The organism is Brevibacillus brevis, from assembly GCF_001039275.2.
Lineage (GTDB): Bacteria > Bacillota > Bacilli > Brevibacillales > Brevibacillaceae > Brevibacillus > Brevibacillus brevis_C.
The window spans coordinates 1,784,628-1,798,566 of sequence record NZ_CP030117.1 but is presented as its reverse complement, the minus strand read 5'-3'; the positions used below and the strand labels follow the sequence as shown (position 1 = coordinate 1,798,566).

13 protein-coding genes are annotated in these 13,939 nt (G+C 49.1%); all 13 read right to left on the bottom strand.

Annotated features, from left to right (window positions below):
- Positions 1 to 53 precede the first annotated feature (53 nt).
- The gene (locus AB432_RS09130; RefSeq protein WP_048032012.1) at positions 54 to 1,217 is read right to left on the bottom strand and encodes an FAD-dependent monooxygenase; all 1,164 of its coding nucleotides are present in this window, start codon (positions 1,215 to 1,217) and stop codon (positions 54 to 56) included.
- A 15-nt stretch (positions 1,218 to 1,232) separates the two neighbouring features.
- A complete protein-coding gene (cysK, locus tag AB432_RS09125) occupies positions 1,233 to 2,147 on the bottom strand; it encodes a cysteine synthase A (RefSeq protein WP_048032011.1) in 915 nt (304 codons plus the stop codon).
- A gap of 133 nt (positions 2,148 to 2,280) precedes the next feature.
- The gene (locus tag AB432_RS09120) at positions 2,281 to 3,333 is read right to left on the bottom strand and encodes a hypothetical protein (protein ID WP_048032010.1); all 1,053 of its coding nucleotides are present in this window, start codon (positions 3,331 to 3,333) and stop codon (positions 2,281 to 2,283) included.
- A 125-nt stretch (positions 3,334 to 3,458) separates the two neighbouring features.
- Positions 3,459 to 4,274, bottom strand: a complete 816-nt coding sequence (locus tag AB432_RS09115; protein WP_048032009.1) for a hypothetical protein — start codon at positions 4,272 to 4,274, stop codon at positions 3,459 to 3,461.
- Positions 4,275 to 4,437: 163 nt separating this feature from the next.
- Positions 4,438 to 5,424 carry an ROK family protein gene (locus tag AB432_RS09110; RefSeq protein WP_048032008.1) on the bottom strand — a complete coding sequence of 329 codons (987 nt, stop codon included), beginning with the start codon at positions 5,422 to 5,424 and terminating at the stop codon, positions 4,438 to 4,440.
- A 27-nt stretch (positions 5,425 to 5,451) separates the two neighbouring features.
- On the bottom strand, positions 5,452 to 6,276 hold the full coding sequence (locus AB432_RS09105; RefSeq protein WP_048032007.1) for a sugar phosphate isomerase/epimerase family protein: 825 nt from the start codon (positions 6,274 to 6,276) through the stop codon (positions 5,452 to 5,454).
- Positions 6,277 to 6,281: 5 nt separating this feature from the next.
- Complete coding sequence (locus tag AB432_RS09100) at positions 6,282 to 7,256, bottom strand: Gfo/Idh/MocA family protein (RefSeq protein WP_048032006.1); 975 nt, start codon at positions 7,254 to 7,256, stop codon at positions 6,282 to 6,284.
- A 15-nt stretch (positions 7,257 to 7,271) separates the two neighbouring features.
- A complete protein-coding gene (locus AB432_RS09095; protein WP_048032005.1) occupies positions 7,272 to 8,246 on the bottom strand; it encodes a Gfo/Idh/MocA family protein in 975 nt (324 codons plus the stop codon).
- A 13-nt stretch (positions 8,247 to 8,259) separates the two neighbouring features.
- Positions 8,260 to 9,249 (bottom strand): Gfo/Idh/MocA family protein, encoded by a 990-nt coding sequence (locus AB432_RS09090; protein WP_048032004.1) that lies wholly within the window; start codon positions 9,247 to 9,249, stop codon positions 8,260 to 8,262.
- Between the two features lie 29 nt (positions 9,250 to 9,278).
- Positions 9,279 to 10,121 carry a carbohydrate ABC transporter permease gene (locus AB432_RS09085; RefSeq protein ID WP_048032003.1) on the bottom strand — a complete coding sequence of 281 codons (843 nt, stop codon included), beginning with the start codon at positions 10,119 to 10,121 and terminating at the stop codon, positions 9,279 to 9,281.
- 30 nt (positions 10,122 to 10,151) lie between these two features.
- On the bottom strand, positions 10,152 to 11,111 hold the full coding sequence (locus AB432_RS09080) for a carbohydrate ABC transporter permease (protein ID WP_082195893.1): 960 nt from the start codon (positions 11,109 to 11,111) through the stop codon (positions 10,152 to 10,154).
- A gap of 71 nt (positions 11,112 to 11,182) precedes the next feature.
- Entirely contained in the window at positions 11,183 to 12,463 is a 1,281-nt protein-coding gene (locus tag AB432_RS09075) for an ABC transporter substrate-binding protein (protein WP_048032002.1), read from the bottom strand.
- Positions 12,464 to 12,613: 150 nt separating this feature from the next.
- Entirely contained in the window at positions 12,614 to 13,819 is a 1,206-nt protein-coding gene (locus tag AB432_RS09070; protein ID WP_048032001.1) for an ROK family transcriptional regulator, read from the bottom strand.
- Between the last annotated feature and the right edge of the window lie 120 nt (positions 13,820 to 13,939).

Below are 13,939 nucleotides of genomic sequence, written 5' to 3'. Positions count from 1 at the left end.
ACAAAGTTGAAAGGCAAGGGCCTCATGCTCCTTGCCTTTTTCTACCGCCATATTCACACCTCGTGTCCAACAATCCAGTCCAATCTTCTGCTCTGGATACGGGCAGGGATCGTTTTTAGCATAAAATGACGAGCCGCGATCGCCAGCGGATTTTCCCATTGGGTGACTGCTCCCATCAGGCGGGAACCTTTCATAATCGCATTCGCCCGCTTCTTCCGTAGCTCTTCATACATGCGCAAAGCGTGGGCCGAGTCCGTATCGGCATCTGCCAAGCATCTCGCCAGAACGAGTGCGTCTTCCATTCCCTGCCCCGACCCTTGCCCCAGATTCGGCAGCATCGGATGTGCCGCATCGCCTACTAATGTAACCCGCCCCTCACTCCATCTCCTGAGTGGTGCACGGTCATAAATATCATGCCGCAAGATAGCCGCATCCTCTGTCGCCTCAATCACTGCACGTACTGGTTCATACCAGCCGTCGAGTCTACGCAACGTCTCTTGCTTCCGCCCCATCGGCCCATCTTTTTCTCCCTCAGGTGCATTAATGGCGGCAAACCAATGAATTCGATTGTTGCCGATATGAGAAAACCCGAACCGAATCCCCCTGCCCCACGCTTCAAAGCCGCCTCCTGATTCCAGTGGATAACGAGGGTCTTGGTAGGTAGCAATCCCGCGAATCGCCGTGTACCCGGAGTATCTCATTGCCTCTTCACCGAACAGGCTCTTCCGTACACGAGAGTGAATCCCGTCCGCTCCGATCAGAATCGCCCCACGAGTACTTGAACCATCTGCAAAAGCGGCATGAACCCTTTGCTCTTCTTGAGAAAAAGATATGAGCTGCTTGCCTGGAACCAATTCATGTGTCGAGATTTTCGCTAAAAGAGCCTGCTGTAGATCAGCCCGATGAATCAAGTAGCTGTCAGCCCCGTACCGTTCTGCTTGTTCCGCGACAGGCAGCTCGACTAACAAATTTCCCTTCCAGTCGAGAATCCTTGCTGAACGGACGGCTGCCCCAAGCTCGCGTACTTCCTGTCCAACTCCCAGCTTATCCAATGCCTTCATCGCATTAGCAGCCAAAACGATTCCAGCACCGATGCCTTTATGCTCCTTTGCCTGCTCGTAAAGCGTCACTTGCCAACCCTTTTGCTTCAAGGCAAGCGCTGATGCAAGCCCGCTCAAGCCTGCCCCGATAATCAGCGCATGTTTTTCGTTGCTCATCGCCTTTTCTCCTAATTAGAAAAGATTCATACTCAAATACCGCTCCCCCGTGTCAGGCGCAATGCACACGACCCGCTTACCCACTCCCAGCCTTTTGGCAATCGTAATGGCAGCAAAGACCGAGGCACCCGATGAAGGGCCGACGAGAATCCCTTCCAACGCAGCAAGCTGCCGCATGCTTTGTAGGGCGTCTTCGTCTGCAATTTGTATGATTTCATTATAAATGCTTGTATTGAGGATTTGTGGAACAAAACCAGGGCTCGTGCCGACCAGTTTATGTGGTCCAGGCTTTCCACCAGACAATACCGGGGACCCTTTTGGTTCGACGACAGCGATATACAGCTCCGGGAGCTTTTCCCGCAATGCTTCGCCTGTCCCTGTAATCGTTCCACCCGTTCCGGCTGTGGCGACAAACGCATCCAGTCGACCATTCGTTTGCGCAAAAATTTCCTTTGCTGTCGTCGTTCGATGGATATCCGGGTTCGCCTGATTCTCGAATTGCTGAGGAATAAAGCTGCGCGGAATCTCTTTTTGCAGTTCCTGCGCTTTGGCAATCGCCCCTGGCATTCTCAGCTCGCTCGGGGTCAATACAACCTCTGCCCCATACGCTTTCAATATATTGATCCGTTCCTTCGACATATTGTCAGGCATGACCAAAATCGCGCGGTAGCCTTTTGCGGCGGCATTCATCGCCAAGCCGATTCCCGTATTGCCGCTCGTCGGCTCTATGATCGTATCCCCTGGTTGGATTAGTCCCGCTTGCTCAGCCGTCAAAATCAGATTGTAGGCAGCGCGGTCCTTCACACTTCCGGACGGATTGAATTTCTCCAGCTTCACAAAAACTTCTGCTGCTCCTTCAGGAACCATGCGCCTCAGTCGAACAATCGGCGTATTTCCAATCAATTCGGTAATGTTCTGGTAGACGCTCATCGTACTCCTCCTGGAAAATTTGCCTTATGATTATCTCTTAGTAATACTATAAGAATAATACAATTTTTCCGACCTGAAAACGATAAGGGTACTGAAATGGGAAAAAGCTCCCGAATGAGAGCCTTGTTCCTGTCTAAAAACCATACTTTGCTTTTGTCTGATTCAGTACATTCACCGCTTGTTGATACAGACTGTTCGCGGTTTCCTTCACTTTTGCTTGTCCGCTTTTGTCTACCGAGCCGTGGCGCTGCTTCGCCTGCGCGATGGAATCAGTCGCCGTCTTGATGGCCGCATTGATTTCTTTTTCCCGTTTCTCGGCATCCGGCACGCTCGCTTTGATTTCCGCCCATATCGTTTGGATATCCTTCATGTCGGTCTCCATGATGGCGATCATTTCCTGCATGTTTTTGTTTTTGTCCTGAATCGAGCCATCCATCGTGTTCATCCCATCGACCAACACCTTCATACTGCCCAATGTTCCTTGCATGACCTCGAATTCCATCTTGCTCAAGCCTGGCTGCGTCGAATAGGTACGAATCTCTTCCAACAGTCTTTGCAGCTCTGCTATTTGATCATTGGAAAACTGCGCTTCATCCGTAAATTGCAGCTCGTCCAAATACTTTGCCGTTTCGATCAGATCAGCCTCTAGCTTCCCTGTCTTTTCTACTTTTTTGGCGAAGTCAACACGCGCTGCATCTTTGGCTCTTTGTTCTGCTACTTCTTTCTTTTTTACTTCTGCTTCCTCGCTGGTCCGCTTGGTTAGTGTCGCCAACTTGCTCTCGTACACGCTTTTGTTTGTGGCAACAAGGCTCGTCTGCCCCTTATTTTCTTCCATAAGCAGCCCGTCAAATTGGAGCTCGTCACCGTTCACAGTGCCGATGATATCCTGACCAGTTGCCGGATTTTTGAGGGTTAGCTGCTCCCCATCCAGCGTTCCCTCCAGCAAGATCGACTCGGTTTTCAGAACAGGGATGCTATCTTCTGTTTCGACGATGGAATCCGTCATTTCAACGTTAACTTTCTCGTTATTCACCGTGACACTCGTGTATAGCATGCGTGTATCATCTTCGTACAAATACCCTTCCGCCAGTGTCACAGGACCAAAGAAACGATAGCCTGTGTATCCCAGCAATGCGACAATGACTAGAGCCAAGACGATCATGATGCTTTTGTTTTTTCCCTTCATGCTGCGACCCCTTTACCCACAATTTCTATTACGTTTGACCTGTTTTTCCTGCCAAAACGTGCCATAGTTTTATGATACCTGAATCGCAGTGGAAAACCCTATGAGTCTAAAGGCCAAAACACTCATTAAAAAAACGTATTCCCAAAATCGTGACTAAAATCGAGTGTTTGACCTTCTTCGATGGTAATGGTAGCGACGTGATATTTCTTATCCATTAGACTCAACGATAAAAATTCATCCCATTTTTGTATGTATGGTTTCAATTTCGTTATGGGATATTCATCCACAGGCAGCATAATGTCGCGAGTAGTTTGTGCGGATACGATCATGATATGGTATTCTCCAACCGGCAAGTTACCAATCTCGTAGTTTCCATACCCATTTGCTTTTCCCGCGAATAAACCCGAGTTTTTTGGAGCCAAACCTATTGCAAATACTCCCTCTTCTACATCGGTAATCGTATTTTTATCAAAATCTGTACGAATGAGCAGAATCTTTGCATTCACGTCCGGTTTCGTCCCAACAAAATCGTTATACTGCCACGTAATCGTACCTTTAAGCGATCCCTTTGGTGTAGGAAGTGCTGGTTGTTCCACTTGTCCTACAGCATTACTTTGTTGTCCTTGCGTTTCTACAGGATAAGCCGCTGGCATCGCTGCGTCTGTTGCACCATTTCCCTCTGAGGAAACAGGTACAGCATTTGACTGCTGATTTGTGCCCACTTCCTGACCTGTAGACACCGGACTAACGGGTGCAGGCTGATTCGTTTCCTTTTTTGCTACCGGTCGCGATCCTAGCAGATCATCAAGGTTTTTCCCAGATAAATAGAAAATAGCACCGCTAGCAATTCCAAGGATGATGGCAATTACCAATAAAAATGTAAGGAGTTCTTTGAAAAATCCGGGCTTCTTCGCTGCTTTTGCTGTTTTGGCCTCTGCCATGGTACCCCTCCGTCTGTCTCTCTATCATGCTATGTGAAGATTTTTCCAATCAATATTTTACCAATAGATAGAATCTAGGTCTAGGCTCCTATGACTTGCACTGTACAGGGAACAGGAAAAAGCCGATGTCTCCCAAACATCGGCTTCTCGCACTTTCATTCCGTTAAACCTCAACCATTTCACGCTCGGACGGATAATACATGCCTGCTGCACCGAGCACACCTGCCTCCGCTCCGATTGTCGTCAACTGGAGGCTCACTTGGTTTGCCATCCGGGAGATAGAGCGCTCGCGAATGACGTTCTTCGCTTCTGCAAGCAGCAGTTGTCCATTCTTCATCACACCGCCACCAATGACAATCACCTGCGGATTGAACAGATGAATCAGATTGGTCAGTCCGACCCCGAGATAATAACCTGCTTCCTTCATCAAAGTCATGCTGAGTAAATCTCCACGAACCGCTGCCTCGCCTACCTCTCTAGCCGTTATCCTGCTCACGTCATTCCCATTTTCAACGAGCAACGAGCTGGTAGCACCCTGTAGAAGCTGTTCCCTGGCTCTACTTGCCAAAGCCAGCCCAGACGTGTAATTTTCCAGGCATCCTCTATTCCCGCACATGCACAGCGGTCCTTCGGGATCAAGCGAAATATGTCCGAACTCCCCAGCACTATCGCCAACACCTGTAATCAGCCGTCCTCCACTAATAATGCCAGCACCAACACCCGTACTGACTGTTACATAGATCAAGTCTTTCGTGCCTCGTGCACTTCCAAACGCCCATTCTGCTACCGCTGCTGCATTGGCATCATTGATCAATTGCACGGCTACGCCAAACCGCTCCTGAAGCATTTCGCCGATCGGCACATCGCTCCAGTTTAAGTTACTCGCAAAAATGACCATTTGGCGCTGCGTATCAATTATTCCCGCAGTTGCAATCCCGATCCCGCGAATGCGAGAGAGATTGATGCCGCTATCGTCCAAGACAGTTTGCACCAAATCACCGATACGACCGATGACTGCCTGAGCTGCCTCTTCTGTTTGGGTCGCTGCGTTCACCTGCCTGAGGATGTTGCCATGCTGGTCGACGATCGCGGCCATGATCTTCGTGCCGCCCAGATCAATCCCGATGGCATATGGTTTGTCTTGATTCATCTTCCGCTTCACATCCTTGCTGTCCATTCACGATTGAAAAATGGCGTCCAATGCCTGGGACGTATGCGCGATCAATTGCTCAGGCAACTGGCTGTAAGGCGAGATTTCCGGGATGATGTAGCCGTCATACCCGATCTCACGCAACGCTTCCACCACGCGGTTCCATGGAATATCGCCAGCGAGCAGCGGCACGAACCCTGTGATGTTGCCTGTCGTCGTCTTGAAATCTTTGACGTGAATCGCTTGAATTCTCTTGCCCAAAATGCGAATCCATTGCTCAGGAAAACCGAATTGCAGCACGTTGCCTACATCAAAATAAGCGCCTACCCAAGGACTGTCTACTTCATCGATCAAGCGGGCCATCTCCAGCGGACTGAGCAAAAACTTGTTCCACACGTTTTCTACCCCGATGTATACCTGATGCTGCTCGGCCTTTTTCGCCAAGCGCTGCAATGCTTCACGCGCCCGCTCGTAGGCCGTATCATACGACACCTCTGCTGTTACGAGACCTGGGACGACGAGGACGGTCCGTGAGCCAAAAATGCTTGCCGCCTCTATCATTTTCTCGACAACACGGATGCCTTGTTCGCGGACCTTTTCCTCATGGTGTGTCAACGGATATTTCCATAAAAGGGCAGTAGAGACGCTTGGCAGCTCCAAACCGAGCTCGCGAGCCTCGTCCGCCAAGCCCTTCCATTCTCCCTCTGTCATCTCTAGATGAAAAGGAGCATCTCCCTCGTCCAAATTCAGTTCTACCCCTTGATAGCCATGCGCTTTCGCTTGACGAAACATTTCTTGCACGCTCGTTTCCTTTGGGAAGCACCACGCATTGATTCCCTTTTGAAAAGCCATGTTGCTCACTCCCCTTTTCTCAAAATAGTGACAGGCTTCCCTTCTTGTGCCGATTGATTCGCTGCCAACGTTACTTCTAGCGTCTTTCTCGCTGATTCATACGGCGACAGAATCAAGCTGCGATCCCCTGACAAAATCGCTGTGATAAACGCCCGATCTTGCTCCACGTACATATCCACCGTGCTCGCTTTTGTACGTTCTCCCTGCTCATCCATGATCGATAATTGCTTTCCGTCAATCATGACGCGGAAATCTTTGCCCAAGATTTCTACATTCGTACGGTGGTCCGGCTGGATGAAGCACGTATCCAGATGTCCTAGTGCCCCTGACTGAAACACCATACTAATGGAAGTCACGTCTGGAATATCGATGTTTGGAATGTCACGCGAGACGAGCAAGGCCATCTGCGCATAGACCTTCTCGATATCTCCTGCCAAATACCGCATCATGTCCAGTGTATGTGTCGCCTGCTCGACAAGCTGTCCACCTGACTTGCCCATTTCCCTCCACCAAGGTGTCGTGACGAACTTGGTCAAATAGTGGCCGCGGACGAGTGCAATCGACTTGCCCTCCAAGTACGCTTTCACTTCCTGCACGATATCGAGATAGCGCAGGCAATAGCCAGTCGCGGTAATAATCCCCGCTTTTTCAATCGCTGCTTGCTTTTCGTTCACTTTTTGTATGTCCAGCCCAATTGGCTTTTCCACAAACAGATGAATGCCTTTCGCCGATGCCGTTTCCTCAATCTCTTCATGCGCAAAAGGGGGGACGCACACAAACAAAGCATCCAGCACTTCTGCCTCTACTAGCTCACGCCAAGAGGTGTAGCCATGCGCACCAATGCGCTCAGCAGTCTCTGCAACCGCCTCTTGGTTCACGTCGCATACTGCAACGACCTTTACCCTTTCGTCGGTCAACAAGCCTTTCAAATGATGCTGCCCGATTCCACCTACGCCGATCATGCCAACACGTACACTCATACGTCCTTCACCGTCCTAGCGTAAAACGACTGGTTGCTTCTGTTCAGCGGATTGATAAGCCGCGAGTGCTACTTCCACAGCTCGCAAGCCGTCTTCACCCGTAATCGACGGCGCTTTCTTTTCACGAACGCTGGTGACGAAATCCTTGACCAATTGACTGTCCATGTCATCGCCCCAGTTGACCCACTTTAAGCCTTTTTCATTGGAATAGACATCCAGCTTTTGAGAAAAAGCGTCAAGCGAGATCGTGCCTTCTGTCCCGATAATTTCCATCGTCACGTCTCCCCATGTCGGGAAGGCCTTGTTGCGAGACCAACTGCAATCGAGTGTGGCAAATACCCCATTCTCAAATTCCATGGTCAAAATGCCGCAATCATCAATCGGTGTATCGGAAAACTTGCTGTCTACCTCCGCGTAAACCTCACGCACTTCAGAGTCCATGAACCAGCGCATCAAATCAACAACGTGAACCGTGTGATCGATCACTGCACCTCCACCGGATTTCGCCGGATCGACGAACCAACCACCAGGATTTTGTCCACGGTTCGTACCCCGGATTGCCATGATACGTCCGACCTTTCCTTGCTCCACCAATTGCTTTGCTCGAACAACAGCCGGATGGAATCTCACTGGGAATGCTGTCTGCAAAATAACGCCCTGTTCGCGGCAAAAGTTGATCATCTCTTGAGCAGCCTCTTCTGTAGTCGCCAGCGGTTTTTCGCACAATATGTGCTTGCCAGCCTTCGCTGCCGCTAACGTATGCTCTTCGTGCTTGACGTTTTCCGAGGTGACGATGACCGCATCGATATCTGTTGCGAGCAGCTCATGATAATCGGCGAAAAACGGAACGCCAAACTTTTCAGCCGCCGTCTTACCGCGCACTTCATCCTCATCTGTTACCCCGACCAATTGAACCCCATCCAACTTCGCAATCGCATTTGCGTAGCTGTATGCATGCATATGTGCAACACTGATGATTCCGAGTTTCATGTCCAGTCCCCTCCTACACCAAAGTTACGGGTTTGCCCGTTTCGATTGACACAAGCGCAGCACGAGCGATTTCTACCGCTTTCACGGCGTCTTCTGCCGTCACGAGTGGTTCCAGATCACGGTCGATGCACTCGATGAAATGCTTCAGTTCTCTGAAATACGGGTTTTCACGCAATGGACTCTCCGGAACTGCGACTCCGCTCATGCCTGCTTGTTTCGAGCGATTAACCGCCACTAGCGGTTTTTCCTTCGAGCTGTCGTATTGAATAATGCCTTCCTTGCCTGCCAGCTCCATTTTCATCGCGAAACCTTCATGTGCCCATGAGCCTTCCACATGTGCAATCATGCCGTTCTTGAAGCGAAGCGTAACCAGTGCGTAATCCATCCGGGCAAAACCTCGACCAAGCAAGCCTTTCGCGTACACACGCTCCACATCCCCGAAGCACCAACGCAAAAAGTCAAAATCGTGAATGATCATATCTAAAACAAGGCTGCCACTGTTTTTGTAATCGGCGTACCAGTCGTTCCACGCTGTCGGGAAGATACCACCACGGAACGTACGTGCCACACCAACGTTGCCAATCGCACCATCATTCACCAGCTGACGGGACTTTTCATATTCGGGGAAGAAGCGTAGGACGTGTCCGACAAACAGCTTGACGTTCTTCTCCCGGCAATAATCAACGATAAAACGAGCTTCTTCCTTATCACGAGCCAACGGCTTTTCACAAATGACATGCTTGCCTGCATCTGCAGCCTTCTTTACATAGGTTTTATGAAGGTACGTAGGCAAACACACGTCTACGATGTCTACCTGCGCCAATTTTTCCAAAGCCTCTTCATAGCTCTCAAACCATTCTGTTTTTGTCTCGGCTGCCAGCTCTTTTCCTCTCTCGCTGCGGATATCGACAATCCCGACCAGCTTGACGTTTTCCATGGCAGCATACGATTTCGCGTGAACAGTCCCCATGGTTCCTGCTCCGATTACCAGAACATGATTCATAATGGTTTCACTCCTTTTTTCGAAAATGTCTATTTGGACCCAGTTAGGGTAATTCCCTCGACAAAATGCTTCTGCATGAAAATAAAGACGATGATCATCGGCCAAATCGCAAGAACGGAGCCCGCCATCAAAATCGGGTAGTTCGTCAAATTGGTATGCTCCCCCGTCAAGTACGCCAAACCAGCGGAGAGCGGCATTTTATCAGGCGTGCTGTTGACGATCAACGGCCACATCAGGTCGTTCCAAGACCACAACGCTACGAAAATGGCGAGTGCAATCAAGCCGGGCTTCGCCAGCGGCAGCATAATTCTCCAGTAAATCTGAAAATGGTTGCAGCCATCGAGCTTCGCCGCTTCTTCCAGTTCTTTTGGCAGCGACATGAAAAATTGGCGCAGAAGAAACGTACCGAATGCACTGAACAATCCCGGCACAATTAACGCTGTCAACGTATTCAGCCAGCCAAGCTCTTTCATGATCATAAATTGCGGGAGCAGAAACACCTGACCTGGCACCATCAAAACGGTCAAGAACAGGATGAACAAGGCGTTTCGCCCTGGAAATTCAATTCGCGCGAATGCGTACGCCGCAAGTGAGCAGAGGAATACTTGTCCAATTACCTTGGCTACTGTTGTGATCACGGTATTCCAATAAAAGTCCAAGAAGGGCAGCATCTCAAAAATATGGGTGTAATTCTCCCATTGATACTTGGTCGGCAAAATGACTGGAGGCACCTGTGTCGATTCGCCTAATGACTTGAGCGAAGTGAGAACCATCCAGACGAATGGCGCAACCATCACGAGAGCACCTGCAATTAGCAGCAGATGAATCAACAGCTTCTTACCCATTTTGTTCCGACTCGTATAAACACTCATTCCATACCCCTCCCGTCTGTTCAGCTTTGATTAATCATAGTGAACCCATTTTTTCTGCAACTTCATTTGAATGGCGGTGACGATCAGGATCATCACCAGAAGCACGACGGCAACTGCGGCCGCATAGCCACCGTTCCCTGATTCAAATCCATTCGTAAAGAACAAGTACGCCATCGTCTGGGTTTGCTCTGTTGCCGGATTGCCCATTTTGCTTCCGAGCATCAGATAAATCAGGTCAAATACTTGAAAGGCCCCAATCAAAGAAGTGATACTGACGAAAAAGATCGAAGGAGTCAACAGCGGCAACGTAATCTTGAAAAACATGCGAACCGGTCCCGCTCCGTCAATTTCTGCCGCTTCGTAATAGCTTCTCGGGATACCTTGCAGTCCAGCCAGAAAAATCACCATGTTGTATCCGATGGAGCTCCAAACGGCAACGATAATCACCGCATACAAAGCAATGGCGGGATCAGATATCCAGCGTGGGCCCTCAATGCCTACCAAGCCCAACAAATAATTGATCAGACCGTAATCAGCGTTGTACAACCATCTCCACACCATCGCCACCGCTGCCGCCATCGTCACAACGGGCAGGAAATACAGGGTGCGATAAATCGTAATCCCCTTAATTTTCTGATTAAGCAGCACAGCGATAAAAATGGAGATAGCGATACCGACAGGAACTGCGATCACTGTATAAATCAACGTGTTTTTCAGCGCAATCCACAAGTAAGGGTCCTTGAACAACAATTCGTAATTATGTAAGCCAGCCCACTTGTACTTGCCGAATCCTCCCCATTTGGTAAAGCTCAAATAAATGGTCTGTACGATCGGCCATAAGTAGAAGACACCCAACCCGATCAGTGTGGGAGCAATCATGAGATACGCCCAGAACCAATCACTTCTCTTCATGCGATTCAACGATTTCTTCGTTTTTGGCTGGACGGCGGCGTGCATTTCAGGCTGCAACTGGCTGCTCATCGCATTCATTCCCTCCTTACATAAGCTTTTCAAAAAAGGATGGCCTCGTCCGTGATGCGAAGCCATCCATCATGGACCTTTTATTCTTGGCTAAGCATTTCATTCATTTTTTGCGCGAGCTCTTTGGAAGCATCCTCTACGCTCATTTGACCAGCCCAAGCCTTGGTCATGAGCTCTGTTTCCAGCTTGGCCCATTTTGCCGTGTCCTTCGAGATCGGATACGGTTTTGCCGCAGCTGCCTGATCAATAAAAATTTTCAGTTGAAAGTTCGGCATGGATTGTACCCAAGTATCCTGTGTTCCGTTAAATGCCGGAATCGCAGCACCCGATTTCGCCAGGATTTCTGCCCCTTCTTTCGAGCCCAAGAATTTCACGAATTCCCATGCTTCCTTCGGATGTTTGGTATTAGCCGAAATCACGTTGCCCAAGCCGTGGATGACGCTCGTGTTCTCTTTCCCTTTTGGAAGATACGTCACGTCTACTTTGTCCTTTGTATACTCATTTTTATGAAAAGCGGATGCCATCCATGATCCGTTGTACATCATCGCGATCTTGCCTGATTCAAATAGCTGTGTTGCCTCTGTTTCGGACAATTGCGCTGCTGTTGGCGATGCTTTTTCGCTGATCAGGTCTGTCCAAAACTTGAGGCCTTCGATCGTTTCCGGTTTGTCATAGCCGGACGTTTTCTTGTCTTCGGAAATGATATAGCCACCGTTTTGATAGATCGTGTTATAGAAGCCGTCCTGTCCATAAGGAGGTGCTGCAATTCCCCAAACGCCTTTTTTCTCATCAGTCAGTTGCTTTGCTACTTCCTTTAGCTTGTTCCAATCCCAGGTTTCGTCTGGATATGGTACTTTTGCGTCGTCAAACAGTTTCTTGTTGTACCAAAGGCCAATGGTGTCGAAATCTTTCGGTAGCGCGTAGTTTTGTCCATCGTAGGTGTAGAGATCAACGAGAGCTTTCGGATAATTGTTCAGATCGATGCCATCTGCCTTGATTTGATCAGTAATCGGCAAGAGCATGTCATTATCTGCGTATTTAATGATACGTGGACCATTAATCCAAAAAATGTCCGGCAAGGTGCCACCCGTGGCGGCTGCCTCCATCTTTGTCCAGTATTGCTTGTTAGGCGTTAGCTCGATCTTGATGTCCACGTTCGGGTTCTTTTCGTTAAACTTTTTCGCCATTTCCTCTATCGCAGGCATCTGGTTTTTGTCCCACAACGCATATGTGAGCGTTACCTTTTCGCCTGAAGCAGCACTGTCAGTCGTTCCAGCTGGTGCGGAGCTCTGCCCGCCGCCCGAACATCCTGCCACTGCTACCAAGAGAGCAGCCATTGCAATCGAAACCAACTTCTTCATCAGAAATCCCTCCTCGATTTACGTTCTCCTCTTTTACCCCCAAAACATTGCCAGACACGACACGCTTCCCTTTTCGACTCGCCCCCTTTCAACGATTTTTGGTGGCAACTTTCTTTTTCCAATGACGAAATAAAGTATGCAAAAAGAATGTTACAAGCTGAAGTGAAAAACCTCTTGTAACAAAACAGCAGCAGCAGCCTTGACCTCGAAATCAGCCCCCAATACAGTTGGACGGAATTCCAGCCCTTCTACCATCGTCCCCATCGCTTGCGCCATCACTTGTTTTTGGATGCGCTCAAACAACACTTGGTTGTCCCGGATCATTTCTCCACCCAGAATGATTAGGCTCGGGTTGAACAAATTCACCAGATTCACAATGCCAATCGACATGTACGAAGCGATTTCGTCGACGATGTCTTGGCATACTTGATCCCCTTGATGCAGTGCTTTGCGAAAGACATCAAATGTGATTCTTGTCATATCTCCGCCAGCCAAATCCATGACGAGCGTCTCTTTTCCGCGTGTAACAGCGGACAGTATGCCTGAGTAAATGGCCGGCCACGCCACGTAGTTTTCTAAACAGCCGACGTTGCCGCAGTCACAGCGCATCCCGCTTCGATCGACTGTCGTATGCCCGAATTCACCTGCTCCACCACGACTTCCGCGGAAGATGGAACCGTTTACAACAAGGCCCGAACCAACCCCTTCTCCTACAGTGACAAACAGGAGATTGTCAGCATTTAATCCACCGCCGAAGTTTTTTTCTGCCAGGGCGATTGCATTGGCATCATTGTCGAGCCATGTTTTTAACCCAAAACGCTCTTCTGCCATGTCCTTTAACGGAACATCATGCAAGCGCAGCTTGGAGTTGAAGCGAATGACACCACTCGCTGCATCGACAATCCCTGGTGCGATGATGGAAATACCCAGACAACGGCTGACATCATCCATCGACTGGAGAAAGTCCTCAATCGAATCCAGCACATACTGGATGATCAGATCACTCACCAGACCAGCTTTTACCGGATAGATTTTCTTTTGCTTTGTAGCCGCTTCCAAATTCATTTCGGCAATCGTAATCGCTGTATTCGTAATAGAGACGCCAATCAAAAACTTCCCGTCTGGACAGAAGCGAACCATAATCGGCTTACGGCCACCCTTTGACTCACCTGTTCCATCTTCTGCAACCATACCGTCACGGATCAGCTCATTGACTGCCGAGGTGACTGTAGTTGGACTGATGCCCTGCTTTTTGGCGATATCACTTCGCGAGATGGGCCCAAACTGGCGAATAGTGTCGAGTATAATAAAGCGATTGAGCTCTTGGATTAGTTTTAGATCTCCAGTTCTGCGCATCGTATTCGTTCATCCTTTATTTTTCCAATGACTTTATAAAGCGATCATACTGAAATTTGTATTTTGTGTCAATTTTGTTTTTTTAAAGATTTCAATCAATTTTTCCTGATTGAAAAGAAC

What these genes read in the sequence shown, in the direction of transcription:
- AB432_RS09110 (WP_048032008.1), bottom strand. Translation starts at nt 5,424, where the DNA reads ATGAATCAAGACAAACCATATGCCATCGGGATTGATCTGGGCGGCACG.
- AB432_RS09075 (WP_048032002.1), bottom strand. Translation starts at nt 12,463, where the DNA reads ATGAAGAAGTTGGTTTCGATTGCAATGGCTGCTCTCTTGGTAGCAGTG.
- AB432_RS09090 (WP_048032004.1), bottom strand. Translation starts at nt 9,249, where the DNA reads ATGAATCATGTTCTGGTAATCGGAGCAGGAACCATGGGGACTGTTCAC.
- AB432_RS09080 (WP_082195893.1), bottom strand. Translation starts at nt 11,111, where the DNA reads ATGAATGCGATGAGCAGCCAGTTGCAGCCTGAAATGCACGCCGCCGTC.
- AB432_RS09100 (WP_048032006.1), bottom strand. Translation starts at nt 7,256, where the DNA reads ATGAGTGTACGTGTTGGCATGATCGGCGTAGGTGGAATCGGGCAGCAT.
- AB432_RS09120 (WP_048032010.1), bottom strand. Translation starts at nt 3,333, where the DNA reads ATGAAGGGAAAAAACAAAAGCATCATGATCGTCTTGGCTCTAGTCATT.
- AB432_RS09115 (WP_048032009.1), bottom strand. Translation starts at nt 4,274, where the DNA reads ATGGCAGAGGCCAAAACAGCAAAAGCAGCGAAGAAGCCCGGATTTTTC.
- AB432_RS09095 (WP_048032005.1), bottom strand. Translation starts at nt 8,246, where the DNA reads ATGAAACTCGGAATCATCAGTGTTGCACATATGCATGCATACAGCTAC.
- AB432_RS09085 (WP_048032003.1), bottom strand. Translation starts at nt 10,121, where the DNA reads ATGAGTGTTTATACGAGTCGGAACAAAATGGGTAAGAAGCTGTTGATT.
- AB432_RS09105 (WP_048032007.1), bottom strand. Translation starts at nt 6,276, where the DNA reads ATGGCTTTTCAAAAGGGAATCAATGCGTGGTGCTTCCCAAAGGAAACG.
- AB432_RS09070 (WP_048032001.1), bottom strand. Translation starts at nt 13,819, where the DNA reads ATGCGCAGAACTGGAGATCTAAAACTAATCCAAGAGCTCAATCGCTTT.
- AB432_RS09130 (WP_048032012.1), bottom strand. Translation starts at nt 1,217, where the DNA reads ATGAGCAACGAAAAACATGCGCTGATTATCGGGGCAGGCTTGAGCGGG.
- cysK (WP_048032011.1), bottom strand. Translation starts at nt 2,147, where the DNA reads ATGAGCGTCTACCAGAACATTACCGAATTGATTGGAAATACGCCGATT.